A 21,267-nucleotide genomic window follows, 5' to 3' on the forward strand; every position below is an offset into this window, starting at 1 on the left:
ACGCGGCCCCGCGATCACGCATCCCCTTATCCGCCCAGGTCAGTGAGGAGCCTCCGGCTCTCGTCCGACCAGTGCCGCAAACCCAGCCGCTCGTGCGCCTCCAGCGCGCTGCGGGCGTGGCGCAGGGCCGGCTCGCGGTCGCCCATCGCCGCCGCCAGCTTGGCCAGGGCCTGGTGGATCGACCCCCACCCCGCGGTCCCGCTGCCGTTCACGGCCAGCCGGTCCGCGTACGGCAGCAGCAGGCCGTACAGCCGCGCCGGATCCGGGACACCCAGCTCGGCCGTCACGTACGACCAGACGACGGCGGCGAACTCGCCCGACCAGTCTTCGGGCACGGGGGTGCCCCACCGTGCGATCAGGTTCCGGGCCAGGTCGCGATCTCCCACGTCGAGGGCCGCGAGCACGGCCATGGGGCGCAGTGGCTCCATGGTCGGCTCCGCCGCCCCCGCGACCATGTCGTCGATGATCTCGGCGACACGGCCCTGCCCCCTGCGGCAGGTGTAGAGCACGGACAGCCGCACGTAGTTCAGCCCCCATATCGTGCCGGCGCCGAAGATCTCGCGCAGCTCGTCTGTCAGGCGTTCGGCCTCCTCCCACCGGGCCTCCATGGTCAGCCGCGCCGCCTCGGCGACCCGTACCATCGCGGTCAGCTCGGAGCTCCTGACCTCGCGCAGCAGGCGTTCGGCCCGCGCCAGGTCGCGGTCCCATTCGGCCAGCTCGCCCATCCTGAACATGCAGTGCAGTCGTTGGATCCGGGCGACGAGCTCGGCGCTCGCGGGGAGCCGGGGCACCGCGAGCATCTCCTCGACGGCGCGGACTCGTTCGTGCTCGCGCTCGGGCACCCAGGCGGCGATCAGGTAGTTGTTGAGGACCTGGAGGAGCAGCGCGGGGTTCCCGACCCGCCGGGCGATCTCCACGGCCTCCGCCGCCATCGCCTCGCCCTCGGCCCGCCGGGGCCCGTAGTTCAGCTCGATGCCGAGCGTGCCGAGCAGCGCGGCCCGGTGGGCGTCGTCCAGCGGACCCGCCAGCAGGTCCTCGAGCCGGGCGACCGCCCGTTCGTCGACCACGCCGTACGGTCGCCAGTTCCAGACGCTGAGCGTGCCGAACACGGTCGCGGCCTCCACCAGCGCGCCCCGGTCCCCCTGGCTCGCCGCCACCTCGATGGCCTCGTCTATGGCGACGCGGGCGCGTACGGTGTCGCCGATGGTCCGCCGGGCGCGGCCCACCTCGACGAGCAGTCGGCATCTCCTGGCCGGGTCACGTTGCCCGAGCGCGAGCAGCGCCTTCTCCCAGAGCTCGACCGCCTCGTCGTAGGCCCGCTGGGCGGTGGCCTGCCGGGCGGCCGCGGCGGCGTACTCGACGGCCTTGCCCGCCCCGCCGATCCGCGCGGCCATGGCGAAGTGGTGGGCGAGGAGCGGCAAGCGCGCCGCGCCGCCCCCGACCGGCAGGGACTCCAGCGCCTCACCGGCCCGCAGGTGGAGGCGGGCCTTCTCCAGGCGGCCCAGTGCCGCGTAGAGGGCGTCCCTGACCAGCGCGTGGGAGAAGCGGTAGTCGACGCCGTCCGGGGTCTCGACCAGCAGCCCGGTGGCCACGGCCGGCTCGAGCCGGGCCATCACCTCCTCGGCGGGGACTCCGGTGAACGCCTCCAGCACGTCGAGGGCGACGTCGCGGCCGAGGACGGCGGCGGAGGCGAGCAGCTCCCGGGTCGGGTCCGGCAGCCGGGCGACCCTCCGGGCAATCACCTCGCGGACGCCCTCCGGCACCCCGAGCGACGCCGTGTCGAGCCGGTGCTCGCTGCCCAGTAGCCGAAGTAACTCCCCCAGATAGAACGGGTTGCCGCCGGTACGCCGGTAGAGGACGCGCGCGAACGCGGGATCGGCCAGGTCCCGGCTCTCCAGGAACGCCTGGACGTCCTCCTGGGTGAACGGGGGAAGCATCATGCGCTCGGTTCCGGGCTCGCGGGCCAGCGCGGCGAGGGTCTCGCTGAGCTGCTCCGGATCCGTGCCCGGCTCGGGCCGCAGGGTGGCCAGGACCAGCACGGATCCGCGGCGCAGCCCGCCCGCCATGTAACCGAGGAGCCGCAGCGACGAGGCGTCCGCCGCGTGCAGGTCGTCAAGGACGACGAGGGTGGGACCGCCCGTGGCGGTGAGCGCCGAGAGCACCTGCTCGTACAGCTCGAAGAGGGCCGCGCCCGGGTCGGCGGACGCGTCCGCTCCCTCTCCGGCGAGGATCCCGGCGGCTCGCTCGCCCCGCTCGCCCAGGGCGCGCAGCGCCTGCAGCCACGGCCAGAACGGCAGCGCCCCGTGGTCCTCGACGCAGCGCCCCCAGACGACGGAGATCCCCCGTGCCTCGGCCTCCTCGGCGGCGGACTGGGCGAGGCGAGTCTTGCCGATGCCCGCCTCGCCGGTCACCAGTACGACCCCGCCCCGGCCGCGCCGTACGTCACCGAGCCGGTCGGCGATGCGGCCGAGATGGCTCGCGCGCGCGATGAGCGGCTCGGAGTGGAGCCGGGGCGCCTTCGGCTCAGCGGTCGAGAGCGTGGCGTGCTGGAGAGGCGGGTCGAGCGACACGGACAGGTCGACTGCTGAAAACTGGTCGAGCAACGAGGACTGGCCGAGTGATGGGGACTGGTCGAGTGACGGGGACTGGTCGAACACCGCCTGTTCGACGCGCCGCAGCTCGGGGCCGGGCTCGATCCCCAGCTCGTCGGCGAGCAGGGCGCGGACCCGGCGGAGCGCCCCCAGGGCGTCGGCCTGCCGTCCCGCCCGGTAGAGGGCGAGCACGAGAAGCCCCCAGGACCGCTCGCGGTACGGGTGGGCCTCCACCAGGCGTTCGAGGTCGGCGACGCACGATCCGCTGTCGCCCAGGGCGAGCCTGACCTCGAACGTGTCCTCCGTGGCCAGGACCCGCGTCTCGGTGAGGCGGGCTATCACCGGCTGGGAGAACTCCTGTTCCGCGAACTCCGCCAGCGGCTCACCCCGCCACAGGCCGAGCGCCCGGTCCAGCGTCTCCAGTGCCGCGCCGTACCGGCGCTCGGCGGTGGCCCGGCGGCCCTCCTCCGCCCACGAGGTGAAGCACGAGAGGTCGACCTGCCGGGGCGCGACGGCGAGCAGGTAGCCCGGCTCGCGGGTCAGCAGGACCGTGGGCGGCGTGCGCGGCGGGCGATCGGGTTCGAGGACCCGCCGCAGATGCGAGATGTACGCCTGGAGCGTTCCCGTGGCACTCGATGGCGCCTCGTCGGCCCATATCTCGTCGATCAGACGGTCGAGTGAGACGATCCGCCCGGGTTCGAGCGCGAGCAGGGCAAGGACCGCGCGCTGTTTCCGCGACCCCAGGTCCAACCGCCCGCCGTCTCCGGAAACCACCTCGAAGTGCCCGAAAAGCCGAAAGAACAACGAGTTCATGGCGTTCCCATCTAATCGGCCACGCAAGCTTAAAGCTTCCTGGGAACGGGCCGGAATCCCCCGCTTGGATCTGGCTTGCGGAGTTGCCAGCCAATCCGCAACCAGACTTCATGAATGCCGCAAAGGCCCAGGTCCACTCTCGATCACGGCACCGCCACTTCACGAGAGAGGGACACGAACGACATGGACGACAGCATGAGCGGCACGACGGGTCTGGACGACCTGACGTCCCTGGGGCACGACCTCCGCCGCTCGGTACGCGGACGGGTACTGGTCCGGGGCGACGAGGGCTTCGACGTCGCACGCGCTCCCTGGGACCCCGCGGTGGAGCAGAACGTGCTCGCGGTGGTGGACGCGGAGGACGCCGCGGACGCGGCCGCCGTCGCGGCCGTCGCGAGGCTCGCCGGCGTCGGCGTGGCCACGCAGCCGTACGGCCACGCACCCTCAAGGTTTGAGGGCGCGATCCTGCTCAGGACCGGCAGGATGCGCGGCGTGCGGGTGGACGCCGAGCTGCGGTCCGCCCGCGTCGAGGCGGGCGCCACCTGGGGAGACGTCCTGTCGGCGGCGGGCGAGCACGGACTCACCGGCCTGGCGGGCAGCACCGCGGTTGTGAGCGCGACCGGCTTCACCCTGGGCGGCGGGCTGAGCTGGTTCAGCCGCGCGTATGGCTTCGCCGCCGACAGCGTCCGCGCCTTCGAGGTGGTGGACTCCCACGGCGACCGCGGCCGGGTGACGGCGGCCTCCGATCCGGACCTGTTCTGGGCGCTGCGCGGCGGGGGCGGCGACTTCGCGCTGGTGACCGCCATGGAGATCGATCTGCACCCGGCGCCGTCCCTGTACGGCGGGCGCCTCCTGTGGCCGGCGGCGCGCGCCCAGGAGGTGCTTACGGCATTCCGCTCCGTCACCGCGAAGGCTCCCGACGAGCTGAGCGTGTGGTTCCAGCTGCTGCAGTTCCCGCCGCTCCCGGACGTACCCGAGCCGTTGCGCGGCCTGTCGGCGGTGACCGCCGACGTGACCTTTCTCGGCCAGCCGGAGGAGGGACGGGCGCTGCTGCGCGAGTTCGACGCCATCCCTGGCGCGATCCTCGACACGAGGGACCGGATCGAGGTGGCGCATCTCGGCGGCGTCTGCGCCGAACCGACGGAGCCCACGCCCTCCCTGTTCCGGGGCGAACTGCTGACCGCGCTCGACGACGCCGCGGCCGCGGCGCTGCTGGCGTCGTCGGGTCCGGGCACGGTCGCTCCGCTGGCTTGCGTGCAGGTACGCCACCTCGGGGGAGCGCTGGCGCGGCCGACGGAGAACGGCGGAGCCTGCGGCCACATCGAGGAGCCGTACCTGCTCGGGATGTTGGGCGTGCTCGCCACTCCGGAGGCGGCGGGGCCCATCAGGGACCGCCAGGCGTCGATCGCGCGGGCGTTGACCCCGTACACGAGCGGGCGCAAGCCGTTCACGTTCCTGGCACACGGGGAGAGCGCGGCGGCCGCGTTCCCCGGCGACGTGCTGGCGCGGCTGCGGGACGTCAAGCGCGACCGCGACCCGCGGGGCGTGTTCCGCAGCAACCACCCGGTCCTGGGTTGACGCCCCTCCCGCCCGGGTCCGGCCGCGTCCGTGGCCGGACCTGCCGGAACCCCCGTTCGCGGCCTTGTCCTGTCCGCGTCCTGTCCGCGACGGCGGGAGGGTCAGAGCTTGAGCACCTTGATGTCGCCTACGCCGGTCTTGACGCTGATCGACCGCGACGCGGAGGAATCGCGGGACACGTCGATCCGCCGACTCCCGACGGCGGTCTCCGCGGTCACGTTGTAACTGCCCTGGGGGACCCAGAGCGTGGCGCTGCCCGCGCCCGTCTCCGTACTGACCTCGTCCGGGGCGGACGCGAACTTCAACTTCACGTCGCCCGAGCCGGTGTCCACCGACACCCGCTTGCCGGCGAGCCCGTTCGCGTCGACGTCACCCGCACCGGTGGAGAGCCGCACCGGGCCGGTCAGCGAGCGGAGCGTGATGTCGCCCGCACCGGAATCGATCTTCACCTCCACGCCGCGCGGCACGTCGATGCGATAGTCGATCCCGCAGTTGCGGCAGTCGTACTCAAGGATCAGCGTGTCACCGTCCACCCGGTGCCCGTTCTGAGGCTTGGCACCCGACCAGTCCCGCGTCTCGGCGACCTGGATGCCCGTCCTGTCGGACTCGTTCACTGTGACATCGCCGGCACCGGTCCGCACGACGAGTGCCGCGACCTTGTCGGTCACGTCATAGGAAAGAGAGTCGCGCTCTCTGTTGATGCGGAGCTTGACGTCGCACGCGGAAACAGTGAGGCCGATCCCGAGCGCGACTCCGAGGACGGCGATGGTCTTCCTTCTCATGCCCCCGATTTTGCTGTGGCGCCGGACTTGGTGCCCATCGGGGAATCCCCCTGCCCTCCCCTGAGAGGACCCCCGACATTGACCGGGCTCGCACCCGCAGAGTACCGTCAATTCCACAATTCAGAACTTATTTTCCGGATCGTGGAAAGGAACCCCGATGGAAGGCGTTGAGATCAGGGGTCCGCTGCTGGACCGGTTCGACGAGATCCTCACCTCCGAGGCCCTCGACTTCGTGGCTACCCTCCAGCGGGAGTTCAACGCGCGCAGGCTGGAGCTGCTCGACGCGCGCCAGGCGCGCCAGGCGGAGCTCTCGGCCGGCGCCACGCTCGGCTTCCTCCCCGAGACCAGGGACGTCCGCGAGTCGGAGTGGCGGGTCGCGCCCCCGGCGCCCGGCCTGGAGGACCGCCGGGTGGAGATCACCGGCCCCGTCGACCAGAAGATGACGATCAACGCGCTGAACTCGGGGGCCAAGGTGTGGCTCGCCGACTTCGAGGACGCCAACGCGCCGACCTGGGAGAACACCGTCAACGGGCAGCTCAACCTGCGCGCCGCCCTCGACCGCACCATCGACTTCAGCACCGGCGGCAAGACGTACGCGCTGCGACCGGACGAGGAGCTCGCCACGATCGTGGTCCGGCCGCGCGGCTGGCACCTGCCCGAGAAGCACGTCCTGGTGGACGGCGAGGAGATGTCGGCCTCGCTGCTGGACTTCGGCCTCTACTTCTTCCACTGCGCCGAGCGGCAGATCGCCAAGGGGCGCGGGCCGTACTTCTACCTGCCCAAGATGGAGTCCCACCTGGAGGCCCGCCTCTGGAACGACGTGTTCGTCCGGGCCCAGGAGCTGCGGGGCATCCCGCGCGGGACGATCCGGGCGACCGTGCTGATCGAGACCTACCCGGCGGCGTTCGAGATGGAGGAGATCCTCTACGAGCTGCGCGAGCACTCCGCCGGCCTGAACGCGGGCCGGTGGGACTACCTGTTCAGCGTCATCAAGAAGTTCCGCACCCGGGGCCGGGAGTTCCTGCTGCCCGAGCGCAACGCGGTCACGATGACCGCGCCGTTCATGCGCGCCTACACCGAACTGCTCGTCCGCACCTGCCACAAGCGCGGCGCGCACGCCATCGGCGGCATGGCCGCGTTCATCCCGTCGCGCCGCGACCCCGAGGTCAACAAGGTGGCGCTGGAGAAGGTGCGCGCCGACAAGACCCGCGAGTCCGGTGACGGCTTCGACGGGTCCTGGGTCGCCCACCCCGACCTGGTGCCGATCTGCCGCGAGGTCTTCGACGGTGTGCTCGGCGAGCGTCCCAACCAGCTCGACCGGCTGCGCGAGGACGTGCGCGTCACCGTCGAGGACCTGCTGTCGGTCTCCAAGACGCCCGGGGAGATCACCGAGGCGGGGCTGCGCAACAACGTGGACGTCGCCCTGCGGTACCTCGCGGCCTGGATGGGCGGGCTCGGCGCGGTCGCGATCCACAACCTGATGGAGGACGCGGCGACCGCCGAGATCTCCCGCTCCCAGATCTGGCAGTGGATCCACAACGACATCGAGCTCGCCGACACGGGCACCGTCGTGACGCGCGAGCTGGTCGAGCGGATCATCGGCGAGGAACTGGACAAGATCGCGGCCGAGCCCGGATACGACGAGAAGCTCTACGCCGAGGCCACCGCCCTGTTCAAGGAGGTCGCCCTCGACGACGACTTCGCCGAGTTCCTCACCCTCCCCGCGTACGCGCGCCTGCCCTGACAGTCACTCCGCCCCGGATGCTCCGACCTGGGTGGACCGAGATCCGGAGCCGGTCCCCGCGCCGTGGGGCCGGCTCCCGATCGCGCGCCAAGGATCGGGCCCTTCGACGCTGGCGATGTCCGCTTACGCGGTGATGGGATGGAGTCATGAGTGATGCGGTTCTTGCCCGATTGGCCGGTCTGTTCGGGGAACTGCTGCCCGCCGACGCGGTGATCACGGATCCCGTGCGGCTGCGGACGTACGACTGCGACGGGCTCACCTATCACCGGGCGACGCCGGGGATCGTCGTCATTCCGGACACCGCCCAGCAGATCGCGGCAGTGGTCCGGCTGTGCGACGAGTACGGCGTGCCGTTCGTGGCACGGGGCTCGGGGACCGGGCTGTCCGGCGGCGCGCTCCCCAGGACCGACGGCGTGCTGATCGTCACGTCCCGGATGCGGCGGATCTTGGAGATCGACCTGCCGAACCGGCGCGCGGTGGTCGAGCCGGGGGTGACCAACCTGGCGATCACCGAGGCGGTCCGCGACCAGGGGTACTACTACGCGCCCGATCCCTCCAGCCAGCAGGTCTGCTCGATCGGCGGCAACGTGGCGGAGAACTCGGGCGGCGCGCACTGCCTGAAATACGGTTTCACCGTCAACCACATCCTCGGCCTGGAGATCGTCACCCCCGACGGGGAGATCGTGGAGCTGTCGGCCGATGATCCCGGCTATGACCTGCTCGGCGCGTTCGTCGGGTCCGAGGGCACGCTCGGCATCACCACCAAGATCACCGTACGGCTCTCGCGGACGCCGGAGGCGGTCACCACCCTGCTCGCGGCGTTCACGAGCATCGAAGGGGGCGGCCAGGCGGTGTCCGCGATCATCGCGGCGGGCATCGTCCCCGCGGCCATCGAGATGATGGACGCGCTGGCCATCGAGGCGGCCGAGGCCGCGGTGAGCTGCGCGTACCCTCAGGGCGCGGGAGCCGTGCTGATCGTGGAGCTGGACGGGCCGCGCGCCGAGGTGGCGCACCAGTTCGCCGAGGTGAACCGGATCTGCCGGGAGACCGGCGCGTTCGAGATCAGGGTCGCGGCGTCCGCCGAGGAGCGGGCCGCCATCTGGAAGGGACGCAAGTCCGCGTTCGCGGCCGTGGGCCGGATCAGCCCGGCGTACATCGTGCAGGACGGGGTGGTCCCCCGCACGGCGCTGCCGGAGGTGCTGGCCGGGATCGACCGGCTCCAGGAGGAGTACGGCATCCGCGTGGCCAACGTCTTCCACGCGGGTGACGGGAACCTGCACCCGCTGGTCCTGTTCGACGACGCGGTCCCCGGCCAGGGGGAGCTCGCGGAGACCGTCAGCGGCCGGATCCTCGACCTGTGCATCGAGTACGGCGGCTCGATCACCGGCGAGCACGGCGTCGGCGTCGATAAATCCCGCTATATGCCGAAAATGTTCACGGAAGAGGATCTGGACACGATGCAGCTCGTCCGCTGCGCCTTCGATCCCCGCGGCCTGTCCAACCCGGGCAAGATCTTCCCGACGCCGAGATTGTGCGGAGAGGTGCCGGGCGTCCGCAAGGGAGTCCATCCCTTGGTCGAGTCCGGCCGGGCGGAGCAGTTCTGATGAACGACGACGCCGTCTCGGCAGAGTCGCTCGCCGCAGCGCTCACCGCGGCGCTCGTCGGCACGGGCGTGACGATCCGGCCCGCGGGCGCGGCCGACTCGGTCGCGGGGATCCGGCCGCGATGGGTCGCCCTGCCGGAGACCGCCGAGGAGATCGCCGCCGTCATGCGGGTGACGGCCGCCCACGACCTCGCCGTCGTCGCGGTCGGCGGCGGGACCAAGCTGCACTGGGGCCACCCTCCGGAGCGGTGCGACGTCGTGATCGACACCCGCCGCCTGAACGAGATCCTGGAGCACGAGGCCGGTGACCTGGTCGTCTGCGTCCAGGCCGGGGTGCCGGTGGAGGCGCTGGCGCGAGCGCTCGCCGGGAAGGGACAGGAGCTGGCCCTCGACGTGCCGCCGGCGGGCGGCACGCTGGGAGGCACCGTGGGAGGCACCGTGGGAGGCACCGTGGGAGGCACCGTGGGCGGCCTGCTCGCCACCGGGATCGCCGGTCCCCGCCGGTTCCGGTACGGCACCGCGCGCGACCTGCTCATCGGGATCACCGTCGTCCTCGCGGACGGAACGATCGCCAAGGCGGGCGGCAAGGTCGTCAAGAACGTCGCCGGCTACGACCTCGGCAAGCTGTTCACCGGCTCGTACGGCACGCTCGGCGTGATCGCGGACGCGACGTTCCGGCTCCACCCCCTCCCGGCCGCGCGGGCGTGGGTGACCGCCACCTTCGACCGGCCGATGACGGAGACTCCGGAGACCTGGCGGAACGAGGAGGGCATCACCGCCGAGATCGGCTCCGTCGACGTGGCGGACGAGATCCGCGCGATCGTTCCCGCCGTCGCCGAGTCCCAGGTGGAGCCGAGCGCGATCGAGCTCGACTGGCCGGACGTGAACGGCCCCTGCACGATCGCGGTCCTGGTCGAGGGGTCGGCCGCCGCCGAGCGCGCACGGGCCGTACGGGACATGATGGGAGAGAAGGCGCAGGTGGCGGACGAGCCGCCGGAGTGGTGGGGACGGCTTCCCGGTCACGCCGGCCGCGCCGGTAACGAGGGCGTCCTGCTGGAGTTCAGGAACGTGGCCTCGCGGCTGCCCGAAACGTTCGTCGGCCCGTTCGTCACCGCCGGGATGACCGGCGCGCGCCCGGCCGTACGCGGTTCGCTGGCCTCGGGGGTCCTCCATGTCGCGCTTCCCGCGGAGACCGAACCGGCCACGGCGGTCGCGTTCGTCGGCGCGCTGCGCGCCGAGTGCGAGGACGCCGGCCGGCTCGTCGTGCTCTGCGCGCCCGAGGACGTCGCACGGCGCGTGGACCGGTGGGGGCACGTCGGCGGGCTCACGCTCATGCGCCGGATCAAGGACCGTTTCGACCCCGATCGCCGAATGTCTCCCGGCCGCTTCGTGGGAGGGATCTGACATGGACCCCGAGCTGATCAAGGATTGCGTGCACTGCGGGTTCTGCCTGCCCACCTGTCCGACGTACCTCCTGTGGGGAGAGGAGATGGACTCGCCGCGCGGCCGCATCCATCTCATGGCGCAGCACGTCGAGGGGACACCGGTCACCGACGCGATGGCGGGCCACTTCGACGCCTGCCTCGGCTGCATGGCGTGCGTGACGGCCTGCCCGTCGGGCGTCCAGTACAACCGGCTCATCGAGGGGACCCGCGCCGTGGTGGAGCGGGAGCACGTCCGCGATCCCCAGGACCGCGCGATCAGGGAGCTGGTCTTCGCGCTGTTCCCCTACCCGCGGCGGCTGCGGGCGATGCGCCTGCCGATGCGCCTGGCCACCCGGATGCGTCCGTTCCTCGACCGGCTGCACCCCTCCCTCGGCGCCATGGCGGAGCTCGCTCCCCCGCCGACCCGGCCGGTACGGCTGCCGCCGCGCGTCCACGCCCTGGGACGGCGCAGGGCCACCGTGGGGATGCTCACCGGATGCGTGCAGAGCCAGTTCTTCCCTCGGGTCAACGCGGCGACGGCGCGCGTGCTCGCGATGGAGGGCTGCGACGTGGTGATCCCGCCACGCCAGGGGTGCTGCGGGGCACTGTCGCTGCATTCCGGCCGGGACGCCCGCCGATTCGCCAAGCGCACGATCGCGATGTTCGAGCGGGCCGGGGTCGACACGGTCGTCGTGAACGTGGCCGGCTGCGGGTCGAGCATGAAGGAGTACGCCGAGGTGCTCAGGGACGAGCCCGGCGGCTGGGCCGAACGAGCCGAGGCGCTGCGGGTCCGCGACCTCGCCGAGTACCTGGTCGAGCTGGGGCCGGTCGCCACGCGGCATCCACTGCCGGTCTCCGTGGCGTACCACGACGCCTGCCACCTGGCCCACGCCCAGGGGGTGCGGTCCCAGCCGCGGGACCTGCTGCGCGGCATCCCCGGCCTGGAGCTCCGGGAGATCGCGGAGTCGGCCATCTGCTGCGGGTCGGCGGGGACCTATAACCTTTTCCAGCCGGGGCCCGCCCGGGAGCTGGGCGACCGCAAGGCCGGGCACGTCATGGCTACCGGAGCCGACGTGCTGGTCTCCGCGAACCCCGGCTGTTCCATGCAGATCGCGGCCGCCATGCGGCGGTCGGGGAAGGGCGAGATGAGGGTGGCGCACACCGCCGAAGTGCTCGATGCCAGCCTGCGCGGGCTCGGCGCCGGCGCGCTGGGACGCGGATGAGCGAGCGGAGCGAGCGAATCAATAAGCACGGCGCGATTCGCGCGGTGTCTCATTGCGCGTCTTCGACCCGACCCGACCCCGAGCCGCCAGGCGAGGGGGCGGCATGAGCGTACAGAGCGTCGATCGGGCGCTCGACGTGCTGGAGGCCCTGGCCGACCATGGCGGCGAGGCCGGTCTGTCGGAGATCGCGGCCAGGACGGGCCTGCCGTACGGCACGATCCACCGGCTGCTCCAGACACTGCTGGCGCGCGGCTACGTCCGGCAGGAGACCGACCGCAAGTACGCCCTGGGCGGCGCGCTGGTGCGGATCGGCGGAGCGGCCGAGCGGATGGTCGGCGCGTGGGCGGAGCCGTACCTCGCGAAGATGGTCGAGCTGTCCGGCGAGACCGCGAACATGGCGGTGCTGGAGGGCGACTTCGTGGTGTACGTCGCCCAGGTGCCGTCGCCGCGCAGGCTGCGGATGTTCGCCGAGGTCGGCCGGCGGGTGCTTCCGCACAGCACGGCCGTGGGCAAGGTGCTGCTCGCCGACCGTCCGGACGCGGCGGCCATATTGGAGCGCACCGGCCTGCCGCGCCGTACCGACCGGACGATCACCACGACGAACGAGCTGTTGGCCGAGATCGGCCGGGTCCGCGAGCGGGGCTACGCCCTGGACCTGGGCGAGGAGGAGAACGGCGTGCACTGCCTGGCGGTGCCGGTGCGCGGTGGCGGCCGGGTGCTGGCGGCGATGTCGGTGTCCGGCCCGGCCGAGCGGATCGACGCGCACGACCGCGAGGAGCTCGCCGCCTCACTGCGCGCGGTGGCGGACGACTTCGGGTCGTCCGTCTTCGGCGCCTGACTGGAGATCGCGTGCCGGTCGCGAGCGGCGGCCTTCCGCCGTTCCCGGGCGCGCGCCGGAGGTGGAAACGGGGAGGATGGGCGCATGTGCCGAAGCATCAAGACCCTGCGCCCGCCGTTCACGGATGATGTGACCGACGACGACATCCGGGCGGCAGCGCTGCAGTACGTCAGGAAGATCTCGGGTTTCCGCGCGCCGGCCGCGCACAACGCCGCCGCGTTCGAGGAGGCGGTCGAGGCGATCACGCGGGCCAGCGCCGACCTGCTCGCCTCGATCGAGGTTCGCGGCGCCCGGTCGTGACCCGGTCCCGGCGGCGGTTCGCGGCTGTCCGGTTCTCCGGGGTCGTCGGGTTTCGGGGTCGGGGCCTGCCGTTTCGAGGCTGTCGTTTCGAGGCTGCCGGGTTGGGATTGCCGGGTTGAGGGCTGTCGAGCTTCCGGTGGGCTGTCCCGATCGTCGCCCGCGTGCAGATCAGGTGGGGCACAAGCCGCTCCCAAGTGGTCCCGTCGACACTGGGCGGCATGGGACTCTTCTCTGATTTCTTCCTGGCCCGGCGGCTTCGCAAGGGCCCGACCCTGCTGCTGTCCTATGTCCCCGACGCCGCGGCGGTGCTGAACACCGTACGGCTGCACGCCCCGGAGGTCGGGCCGTACGGCGACGACCTGAAGGTGAGCGACAACGTGTGGCTGCGCGGCCCGATCACGCTCACGCCGGAGCTGGCCGCCAGGGCGGGCATCCCGGCCGGGTGGCAGATCGCCTATGTCGCGGCGAACATCGACAACGAAGAGGGCGGGGAGTACGACCGGCCCATGGCCGTGGCGGCCGGTCTGGCCGAGCGGCTGAACGGCCGGGTGCATCCCCGCGAGCCGGAGCCGCCGGCCGATCTGGCCGACGTCGCCGGCGGGCGGCTCGTTCCGGTCGCCGAGTTGGTCGAGCTGCTGGCCGGGGAGCTGCCCGGCCTGACCGCCACGACGACAGTCGCGGGCATCACCAGGCTGGCCGGCGGAAGAAGCCCGATCGAGATCCTGGTCGAGGAGGACGACGGCGAGGTGACCTACGAGATCTACGTGGAGGACGGTGTACAGGGCTTCGACCTCGCGGAGACCGCCCGCCGGGCGGCCCTGGCGATCGCCGAGCGGAGCGGCGGGATCGCCAGAGACCACAACGGCTTCCTGATCCGAGCGGAGCGGTGACGGCCGGGACGGCTGGAGACGGCGGAAGCTGAGGAACCTTCGAGAGAAGAGGCGAGAACATGGAACTCGCCTGGGGCGTGCGGCGGAGAAGGGGGTGAAGGGCGGGTAAGCGCCCGCCCATCCCTGGAAGGATCGATTCTCCCCATGCCCACAGAACCCCGGGGGTCTGCCCCCGCCCGCTCCTTGGATCCCCGCGAAAACGGACGCACGAGGTGGTGAGTTCGACGGTTCCGCATCCCTGGGGCCTGGCCACCGCCTCCAGCGCGGAGCCAGGCGGCCTCAGCGACGCCGGGCTGATCCGCGCTTCGCTGGACCGGCCGGAGGACTTCGCCGGAGTGTTCGACCGGCACGCGGACGAGATCCACGCCTATGTCGCGCGCCGGCTCGGCCCCGAGCTCGGCCAGGCCGACGACGTGACGGCTGAGACGTTCCTCGTCGCGTTTCGCAAGCGGCACAAGTACGACCTGACCCGGCCGGACGCGCGACCGTGGCTGTACGGCATCGCGGGCAAGCTGATCTCCGGGCACCGCAGGTCGGAGGTGCGCAGGCTCAGGTCGCTGGCCAGGGCCGCGAGCGGCGCGGCCGCGTCCGGTGCGGAACTCCACGAGGAGGAGCGCAGCGCCGAGCGCGCGAGCGCCGCCGCCATGCGCCCGGGGCTCGCCGCCGCCCTGGCACGGCTGTCCGCGGCCGAGCGCGACCTGCTCCTGCTCGTCGCTTGGGCAGACCTCACGTACGAGGAGACGGCCGAAGCCCTCAAGATCCCCATCGGCACGGTCCGCTCCCGGTTGCACCGGATCAGGGCGAAGCTCCGCCGTCACCTCAACCTTTCCGAGGAGCCCACCGCGTGAACGACGAACTCGAAATGATCAAGAAGGCCCGCCCGGAGACGGCTCCGTACTCCGAGGAGGCCAAGATGACGGCCAGGCGCGCCCTGACCGCTCCCTCCCCGCGCCGGCGCAGGCCGTACGGCATCGCACTCGTGGGGGCCCTCGCGGTCGCGGCGGCGAGCGTCGTCGCGGTCAACACGCTGTTCCCCGGCGCGGGCACCCAGGACGCGAGAACCGGCGTCACGGGAACGGCGAGCGCCCACACCGGCGTCGGCGAGCGAGCCGCGGTCACGTTGCCGAGGATCGCGAAGATGTCGGCGGAGGAGGTGCTGGACCGCGCCGCCCGCGCGGTGACCGACCTGAAGCCGCGTGACGACCAGTTCATCAAGGTCACGTCGCAGACCATGTACGGCGCGATGCGGTTGGGCACTGATGTCAAGACCGGCGAATCGATCGAGGAGAGCCGGTACCTCTACCGCACCAAGCGGACGATCTGGCTCTCGGCCGACGGCACGAGGGACGGCGCGCTGAAGATCCAGTACCTGGAACCTCACGCGTACCCGGGCTGGCCGATCCCGAAGGAGGCCTACGACCAGCAGGGAACCGAATGGAACAATCTGCCGACCTGCGGGAACGTGTCGGACACCGCGTACACCAACCTGAAGAAGCTGCCGGGCGACGCCGAGGGGATGCGCGCCTACCTGTACTCCAAGGACCACGGGGACAATCCGGCGGACGCCGGGGCGTGGACGACCGTCGGTGACCTGCTCAGGGAGAACTACCTGCCCGCCGCGCAGCGCGCCGCGCTGTTCAAGGCGGCGGCGACGATCCCCGGCGTCACCGTGACCGAGGACGCCGAGGACGCGGCCGGACGCAAGGGCATCGGTGTGGGGCGCGAGTCGTTCGGCATCCGTGAGGACATCATCTTCAACCCGGAGACCTACGAACTCCTGGGCGAGCGCGGCATCGTGGTGGACGAGAAGGAGGCCAAGTCGCCGGTCGGCAGCCTGGTCGCCTCCACGGCCCAGCTGACGATCTCGGTCGACGACAAGGCGCCCGCGGTCGACGACCCGCACGCCGGCTGCGGCTGATCTTCCGCTTTCCGTCGCACCCTCACCGAGGACCCGCCCTCACAGGCCATAGGGGCGGGTTCTCGCCTGTTCCGGAGTTCGTCCTCGGTCTTCAGGCCGCACCCGAGGTGGTTCCCACCGGCCGTTTCCCGCTGTTCGCAGGCGGGGTCAGGCGCACTGCTCCAGCATGGTCGCCTTGTCCTCGGCGGTCACCGGGAGCTCGTACTTCAGCGCGACCTGGGCGAACCGGACGGCGTACGAGCAACGGATCTCGGTGACCGGCGGAAGCCAGTCGGCAGGGCCCGAGTCGCCCTTGGACGCGTTCATCGAGCCGTCCACCGGGAGCAGGTTGAGCGGATCGTTGGCGATCTGTCTCCGCTTGGTGTCGCTCCACCCGGACGCGCCCATCTGCCAGTCGTAGGAGAGCGGCATGACGTGGTCGATCTGGACCTCGGCGGCCTTCTCCTTGCGCCATTCGATCGTCTTGCCGGTGTACGGGTCGTCCAGCGCTATGGAGACGAGGATGCAGGTCGATCCGTCGCGGTATTGCAGCCTCTGGCCGTCCCGCCGGAGCAGGTCGTTGCGGGTGTCGCAGCCGTTGCGGCCGAACGGGACGTCGTCCACGTTGTCGGCCCACGCGTAGCCGAACTGCTTCCGGTCATAGCCGGTCTTGGTGCCGCGTTTCTTGGTGGCGACCTTCTCGATGAGCTCGCGGGCCTTCGCCTTCTCCTTGGCCGCCGTGATGGGCGCGAGCCCCGGCCGGGTGCCGTCGGGGTTGTCCAGGGGGCTGGCCCCTCGCCTGCTCCCGCCGGACTTCGGCGTCGGCGCGGCGCTCTTGGCGAGGTGATCGACTCCGATGTCCTGCGTGTCCAGCGGCCCACACCCCGCCAGTACGGCTACCGCCACCGAGAAACCGAGGATCACCTTGGATCCACGTGCACGCATTGCCACCCCTAGGTCAAGAAATTACCTACCTAGGTATAGCAAACTGCCAAGAAATAGTAATTATCGGCAAATGTCAGGTTTTGTAGTCAAGTCCGGGCGACTCGGACATACGACGGCACGAACGGTCGCGGCTCGGAATGCTCATCAGGAGTGCGGCTGATACTCATGCCGCTCTCAGCGGTCGGCCACCGTCACGGTCCTGCCGGCGGGCCGGCCGTTCTCCGAGGCATCCGGCCCCTCCCCCGAACCGGCCGCATCCGGAGACGAGGGAGCCGGGGCGGCGGCCTTCGCGCCGCCGCGCAACCTGCCGGACAGGGCGCGGAAGGCCAGTCCGGCCGCGAGCCCCCAGAACGCGGCCCCGATCCCGAACGGAGCGATCCCCGACGCGGTCACCACGAACGTCACCACCGCCGCGTCGCGCTGCCCCTCGTCGGCCACGGCGGCCTGGATCGCCGAGCCGAGCGTCGCGAGTAGCGCGAGTCCCGCGACCGTCTCGATGAGCAGCGGCGGCGACGAGGCGATCAGCGACACGGTCAGGCCGATGGACAGGCCGAGCACGATGTAGACGACGCCGCCGGTGACCGACGCGATCCAGCGCCGATCCCGGTCGGGGTGGGCGTCGGGGCCCGCCGCCAGCGCCGTGGTGATCGCCGCGAGGTTGACGGCGTGCCCTCCGAAGGGGGCCACGGCCATCGTGGCCAGACCCGTCGTCGTCAGGATCGGCCGGAGACTCGGGTGGTATCCGTAGGTCGCGAGCATGCTCATCCCGGCCACGTTCTGCGAGGCCATCGTGACGATGAACAGCGGGATGGCGATGCCGACCAGAGCGCCCACCGAGAAGGTGGGCGTCTCGACGGTCATCACCGGCCACAGGCCCGCGCCGTGCTCCGCCCGCGGCTGGGTGAGCAGGATGACCGCGACGGTGACGAGCAGCGCGCCCGGCACGGCCCATCTCCTGGCGAACCGGAAGAGCACCGCCCACGCGACGACGATCGGTATCGCGGGCCCGGGGAACCGTACGACCGCCTGGACGGGCGCCAGGCACAGCGGCAGCAGCACCCCGGCGAGCATCGCGCCGGCCAGCGGGGCGGGGATGGCGTGCAGCAGGCGGCTGAACCGGTCGGACAGCCCGGCGAGGACGAACAGCAGGCCGGTGACGGCGAAGGCGCCCAGGGCCGCGCGGTAGTCGGCCCCGTGATCGGCGCTGTGGTCGGCGCCGTCCGCCCCGACCGAGACCAGCAGCGCGGCGCCCGGCGTGGACCAGGCGACGCTCATCGGCATCCGGTAACGCAGCCCCAGCCCGATGCCGAGCGCCCCCATCGCGAGACACAGCACCAGCAGCCCGGACGCCGCCTGCGCCTGGTCGGCTCCGACGGCCCGCAGCCCGGCCAGCACCACGGCGAAGGAGCTGGCGAATCCCACGATCGCGAGGACCACCCCGGCCAGGATCGGCTGCAGCACGCGCCCCATGACAGAACTCCGTTCGTTCCGTATATGGAACAGAGTGTACGGCCTGGCGTTCCGCAAACGGAACGGACCGGCACGATACTGGTCACATGAGGGAAGACTCCGCCGCCTTCGCAGCCGAGGTCGGACAGCGGATCCGGCGGCTGCGCGCGGACCGCGGGTTGTCACTGTCGGAGCTGGCGTCACGGGCCGGGGTCGGCAAGGCCACGCTGTCCGGGCTGGAGGCCGGCACCCGCAACCCGACCGTCGAGACCCTCTACGCGATCATCGCCCAGCTCGACGTGCCGCTCGCTGCCGTGCTCACCGACCGGAACGTGCCGTCCGGTCCCGGCGTGAGAACCGACCCTCTGGAGGTCATCCACGGCTCCGCCGTCTCCGGAGCTCTCCTGGAGACCTTCGTGGACGGTCCCGTCACGACCGAGCTCTACCGGCTGCGGATCAGGCCGGGCCGGGTGCAGGTCTCCCCCGCCCACCCGCTGGGCGCCGTGGAGTTCCTGACCGTCTTCACCGGCACCGCCCGGGTCGGACCGCTCGACCGCCCCATCGTGATCCCGGCCGGCGGCCACGCGAGCTGGGTGTCCGACGTGCCGCACATGTACGCCGCGGAAACCGACGAGGAGGTGCAGGCCTCCCTCGTCATCCGCCACACCGCGCCCCCCGGCCATTAGAGAGCGTCTGGCAAATGCGGAGACTTCGAGCCTGCGAGGAGTCTGCGCGGGTGGGGCGACGAGGAACCGGGGACGTCAGGACCGCGGACGTCAGGACCGCGGACGTCAGGACCGCGGACGTCAAGGCTCGCATCTCCGAAGCGCGGACGTCATAAACGCGGCGAGGCCGCGCCCGCACGGGCGCGGCCTCCACCACCTGGCCGTCAGAGGCCGTACTCCTTGGAGATGCGCTCGTGCCGCTCGACCTCGACCCCGACCTCGCGGGCCAGATCCAGCCAGGCCAGCGGGTGCACCCACTGCTCGGTCGCGTCGTCGAGCACGGCGTCCAGCTCGGCGGCGCTCACCATCGGCGGGACCGCGATCCAGCCGAAAACGCCGGGCAGCTGCTCGGCGGTCCCGGGGTGCGTCACCCTGTAGTTCTCGTCGCTGTAGACCCACATCGGCCAGCCGCGCTCGGCGAGCAGCTCGTTGAACTCGGTCCACTCGTCCTCGGAGGGGGCCGCGCCGTCGAAGAACCAGCTCGTGTATCCACCGGGACGCAGTATCGACACGCCCGCGAACGGGATGACGAAGCTCTCGCGCTCCTGCGGGTCCTCCGGCACCGGCTCCAGCGGACGGGGGTCGATCACGACCACGTCGCCCGCGTTGTACTCCATGCCGCGCGGCTGCGGGATCGCCAGGCGCGCCGTCGCCGGACCGGTCCGTACGGCGAGCACCTCCCGCTGGCTGCCGTCGGGCGCGGGGAGGATGGCGCGGATCAGATGCCACTCCTCCTCGATCGGCCCTTCCTGGGACTGGATCGGCATGCCGAGCTTGGCGGCGGCGGCGCGGACGGTGGGCCATTCCTCGGCCGCGGTGGCCAGGACGATGATCCGCCAGATGTCCTCCTCCTCCGCGTCACCGGAGTCGAGGAGCGGCCGCATGATCTCAGCGCCCTTGGCGTTGTCGCCGAGCTGCTGCACGGCGCCCGACCAGAGCCGGCGGCCCTCCAGCGCAGCCCCCGCGGCGACGGCCTTCTCGGCCTCGGCCGCGGTCTCCTCCCAGCGCTCGCGGGCGCGGTGCAGCCGGGCGAGGGCGAGGTGGGAGTGCTGCTCGGGCAGGCGGGCGGCGAGCTGCTCGACGCGCTCGTCCTGGTTCGCCTCGATCAGCAGGCCGGTGAGGTAGGCGATGTCCTCGTCCCCGGCGGTGGCGGGGTCGCCGTCCTCGACGATCAGCTTCCAGTAGATGTCGGCGCCCGTCCCGGCGTATCCGAGGAAGCCCAGCGTGGTGGCGTGGCGGCGAGTGGCCTCCAGGTCCGTGCCGGACACCGGCCACAGCCAGCCCACCCACCGCTCCGGGTCGGCCGTACTGCCGTCGGCGGCGTCGAAGTAGGCGACCAGCTCGTCCTGCGGGCCGGGCGGCGGGAGGACGGGGGCGGCGTCGACGGCGGCGCGCAGCGCGGCGATCCGCTCCGGAAGGCCGTCCGTGTTCCTGAGGTCGGCGAGCGCCGCCTCGGCGAGGTCGGCGAGCAGCCGGGCCTGCCACAGAGCCTGGCGACCGACGGCCAGGTCACCGGCGGCCAGCGCGAGCTCCACGCGGGCCCGGTGCCCGCCCATCGTCTCGAAGTACGCGAGCCACTGGCGCAGCACCCGTCCGAGCTGCCAGCTGTTGGAGATCGAGCCGCCGCCGGCCAGCTTCTCGACCACGCGTGCCCACTCCACCCACTCGCGGGGGTGCTCGCCGACGACGTCGAGGTCGGGAAGCGCCTCGACGGCCTCGTCCATGCGCCCGAGCTCGGCGAGCACGACGGAGCGCAGCAGCGCCTCGCGGCGCGCCTTGGCGACCGGGTCGTCCGGCTTGAAACCGGACGCCGCGTCCAGCGCCGTCAGAGCGGCCTCGGCGCGCCCGTCGGCGAGCAGCGCCCGGGCGGAGACCGCGCCAAGCTCCCAGCTCGCCTCCCGGTCCACCCCGTGCAGCCGGTCGACCGCGGCCTCGGCGTACGCGACCGCCTCGCCGGCCTTGCCCTTGTCGAGCAGGGCGGCGACGTACTGGGTGGTGAGACCGGGGAAGGCGAGCGAGTCCGGCTCGATGGCACCGAGCGCGGTGCCGAGTGCGGCCAGCCGCTCGTCGGCGTATCCGGGGCCGTCGGTGTTCGCCTGGGCGATCGCCAGGGCCTCGACCGCGACGGAGGCCGCCGGGCAGTCCCGGACGTCGTCCCGCTGGGCGAACTCGACGAGCTGCCGTGCGTCGTCGAGCGCGACCGCGCCGTTCGCCCGGTCGCCCACCCGGCCGATCATGTGCCAGTAGCGGGCGAACAACTCCAGCCACGGCCGCCCGAGCGCCTCCGCCTGCTGGGCGATGGCCGGGGCGACGACGTCGAGCTGCCCGTACCGCCCTTCGAGGGCCTGCGCGGGGACGTCACCCAGCGCCACGGCCAGACCGGCGTTGCCGGCTTCGTGCAGTTCCCGCTGGGTGCTGCCGACCCAGGCCCAGATGTCCACGTCCATGAGGTGTCAGTCTGCCAG

16 protein-coding genes are annotated in these 21,267 nt (G+C 72.0%); 11 read left to right on the plus strand and 5 right to left on the minus strand.

The window, feature by feature from the left end:
• Positions 1-26: 26 nt before the first annotated feature.
• A complete protein-coding gene (locus QSK17_RS10020) occupies positions 27-3,404 on the minus strand; it encodes an ATP-binding protein (RefSeq protein ID WP_285704294.1) in 3,378 nt (1,125 codons plus the stop codon).
• Between the two features lie 195 nt (positions 3,405-3,599).
• Between QSK17_RS10020 and QSK17_RS10025 the strand changes: the two genes are divergently transcribed.
• Positions 3,600-4,982: an FAD-binding oxidoreductase gene (locus QSK17_RS10025; protein WP_285704295.1), complete on the plus strand. Its 1,383-nt coding sequence runs from the start codon at positions 3,600-3,602 to the stop codon at positions 4,980-4,982.
• Positions 4,983-5,083: 101 nt separating this feature from the next.
• Here the strand turns inward: QSK17_RS10025 and QSK17_RS10030 are convergent, their stop codons facing one another.
• Entirely contained in the window at positions 5,084-5,764 is a 681-nt protein-coding gene (locus tag QSK17_RS10030) for a DUF4097 family beta strand repeat-containing protein (RefSeq protein WP_285704296.1), read from the minus strand.
• Between the two features lie 157 nt (positions 5,765-5,921).
• Here QSK17_RS10030 and aceB point away from each other — a divergent pair, with 157 nt between their 5' ends.
• The 9 genes from aceB (at position 5,922) to QSK17_RS10075 (ending at position 15,704) form a co-directional block, all read left to right on the plus strand.
• Positions 5,922-7,508, plus strand: a complete 1,587-nt coding sequence (aceB, locus tag QSK17_RS10035) for a malate synthase A (protein ID WP_285704297.1) — start codon at positions 5,922-5,924, stop codon at positions 7,506-7,508.
• Between the two features lie 146 nt (positions 7,509-7,654).
• A complete protein-coding gene (locus QSK17_RS10040; RefSeq protein ID WP_285704298.1) occupies positions 7,655-9,112 on the plus strand; it encodes an FAD-linked oxidase C-terminal domain-containing protein in 1,458 nt (485 codons plus the stop codon).
• Positions 9,112-10,515 carry an FAD-binding oxidoreductase gene (locus tag QSK17_RS10045; protein WP_285704299.1) on the plus strand — a complete coding sequence of 468 codons (1,404 nt, stop codon included), beginning with the start codon at positions 9,112-9,114 and terminating at the stop codon, positions 10,513-10,515. The genes QSK17_RS10040 and QSK17_RS10045 overlap by 1 nt, the downstream gene beginning before the upstream one ends.
• A gap of 1 nt (position 10,516) precedes the next feature.
• Complete coding sequence (locus QSK17_RS10050; RefSeq protein ID WP_285704300.1) at positions 10,517-11,758, plus strand: (Fe-S)-binding protein; 1,242 nt, start codon at positions 10,517-10,519, stop codon at positions 11,756-11,758.
• A gap of 103 nt (positions 11,759-11,861) precedes the next feature.
• Positions 11,862-12,596 carry an IclR family transcriptional regulator gene (locus QSK17_RS10055; RefSeq protein ID WP_285704301.1) on the plus strand — a complete coding sequence of 245 codons (735 nt, stop codon included), beginning with the start codon at positions 11,862-11,864 and terminating at the stop codon, positions 12,594-12,596.
• Positions 12,597-12,680: 84 nt separating this feature from the next.
• Positions 12,681-12,896 carry a DUF2277 family protein gene (locus QSK17_RS10060; protein ID WP_285704302.1) on the plus strand — a complete coding sequence of 72 codons (216 nt, stop codon included), beginning with the start codon at positions 12,681-12,683 and terminating at the stop codon, positions 12,894-12,896.
• A gap of 218 nt (positions 12,897-13,114) precedes the next feature.
• The gene (locus QSK17_RS10065; protein WP_285704303.1) at positions 13,115-13,786 is read left to right on the plus strand and encodes a hypothetical protein; all 672 of its coding nucleotides are present in this window, start codon (positions 13,115-13,117) and stop codon (positions 13,784-13,786) included.
• Positions 13,787-14,001: 215 nt separating this feature from the next.
• On the plus strand, positions 14,002-14,634 hold the full coding sequence (locus QSK17_RS10070) for an RNA polymerase sigma factor (RefSeq protein ID WP_285704304.1): 633 nt from the start codon (positions 14,002-14,004) through the stop codon (positions 14,632-14,634).
• Positions 14,631-15,704, plus strand: a complete 1,074-nt coding sequence (locus QSK17_RS10075; protein WP_285704305.1) for a CU044_5270 family protein — start codon at positions 14,631-14,633, stop codon at positions 15,702-15,704. The genes QSK17_RS10070 and QSK17_RS10075 overlap by 4 nt, the downstream gene beginning before the upstream one ends.
• Positions 15,705-15,851: 147 nt before the next feature.
• Here the strand turns inward: QSK17_RS10075 and QSK17_RS10080 are convergent, their stop codons facing one another.
• Both QSK17_RS10080 and QSK17_RS10085 read right to left on the minus strand, forming a co-directional pair.
• Positions 15,852-16,628 (minus strand): HNH endonuclease family protein, encoded by a 777-nt coding sequence (locus tag QSK17_RS10080; protein WP_285704306.1) that lies wholly within the window; start codon positions 16,626-16,628, stop codon positions 15,852-15,854.
• A 174-nt stretch (positions 16,629-16,802) separates the two neighbouring features.
• Positions 16,803-18,098: a benzoate/H(+) symporter BenE family transporter gene (locus QSK17_RS10085; protein WP_285704307.1), complete on the minus strand. Its 1,296-nt coding sequence runs from the start codon at positions 18,096-18,098 to the stop codon at positions 16,803-16,805.
• A gap of 86 nt (positions 18,099-18,184) precedes the next feature.
• Between QSK17_RS10085 and QSK17_RS10090 the strand changes: the two genes are divergently transcribed.
• Positions 18,185-18,763, plus strand: coding sequence for an XRE family transcriptional regulator (locus QSK17_RS10090; RefSeq protein ID WP_285704308.1), 579 nt, complete (start codon positions 18,185-18,187; stop codon positions 18,761-18,763).
• Between the two features lie 203 nt (positions 18,764-18,966).
• Here the strand turns inward: QSK17_RS10090 and QSK17_RS10095 are convergent, their stop codons facing one another.
• On the minus strand, positions 18,967-21,249 hold the full coding sequence (locus QSK17_RS10095; protein ID WP_285704309.1) for a tetratricopeptide repeat protein: 2,283 nt from the start codon (positions 21,247-21,249) through the stop codon (positions 18,967-18,969).
• Positions 21,250-21,267: the final 18 nt, after the last annotated feature.

Origin of the sequence: Microtetraspora sp. NBRC 16547, from assembly GCF_030268965.1 — a bacterium.
Lineage (GTDB): Bacteria > Actinomycetota > Actinomycetes > Streptosporangiales > Streptosporangiaceae > Microtetraspora.

What these genes read in the sequence shown, in the direction of transcription:
- aceB (WP_285704297.1), top strand. Translation starts at nt 5,922, where the DNA reads ATGGAAGGCGTTGAGATCAGGGGTCCGCTGCTGGACCGGTTCGACGAG.
- QSK17_RS10085 (WP_285704307.1), bottom strand. Translation starts at nt 18,098, where the DNA reads ATGGGGCGCGTGCTGCAGCCGATCCTGGCCGGGGTGGTCCTCGCGATC.
- QSK17_RS10025 (WP_285704295.1), top strand. Translation starts at nt 3,600, where the DNA reads ATGAGCGGCACGACGGGTCTGGACGACCTGACGTCCCTGGGGCACGAC.
- QSK17_RS10060 (WP_285704302.1), top strand. Translation starts at nt 12,681, where the DNA reads ATGTGCCGAAGCATCAAGACCCTGCGCCCGCCGTTCACGGATGATGTG.
- QSK17_RS10040 (WP_285704298.1), top strand. Translation starts at nt 7,655, where the DNA reads ATGAGTGATGCGGTTCTTGCCCGATTGGCCGGTCTGTTCGGGGAACTG.
- QSK17_RS10030 (WP_285704296.1), bottom strand. Translation starts at nt 5,764, where the DNA reads ATGAGAAGGAAGACCATCGCCGTCCTCGGAGTCGCGCTCGGGATCGGC.
- QSK17_RS10095 (WP_285704309.1), bottom strand. Translation starts at nt 21,249, where the DNA reads ATGGACGTGGACATCTGGGCCTGGGTCGGCAGCACCCAGCGGGAACTG.
- QSK17_RS10020 (WP_285704294.1), bottom strand. Translation starts at nt 3,404, where the DNA reads ATGAACTCGTTGTTCTTTCGGCTTTTCGGGCACTTCGAGGTGGTTTCC.
- QSK17_RS10080 (WP_285704306.1), bottom strand. Translation starts at nt 16,628, where the DNA reads ATGCGTGCACGTGGATCCAAGGTGATCCTCGGTTTCTCGGTGGCGGTA.
- QSK17_RS10055 (WP_285704301.1), top strand. Translation starts at nt 11,862, where the DNA reads ATGAGCGTACAGAGCGTCGATCGGGCGCTCGACGTGCTGGAGGCCCTG.
- QSK17_RS10065 (WP_285704303.1), top strand. Translation starts at nt 13,115, where the DNA reads ATGGGACTCTTCTCTGATTTCTTCCTGGCCCGGCGGCTTCGCAAGGGC.
- QSK17_RS10050 (WP_285704300.1), top strand. Translation starts at nt 10,517, where the DNA reads ATGGACCCCGAGCTGATCAAGGATTGCGTGCACTGCGGGTTCTGCCTG.
- QSK17_RS10090 (WP_285704308.1), top strand. Translation starts at nt 18,185, where the DNA reads ATGAGGGAAGACTCCGCCGCCTTCGCAGCCGAGGTCGGACAGCGGATC.
- QSK17_RS10045 (WP_285704299.1), top strand. Translation starts at nt 9,112, where the DNA reads ATGAACGACGACGCCGTCTCGGCAGAGTCGCTCGCCGCAGCGCTCACC.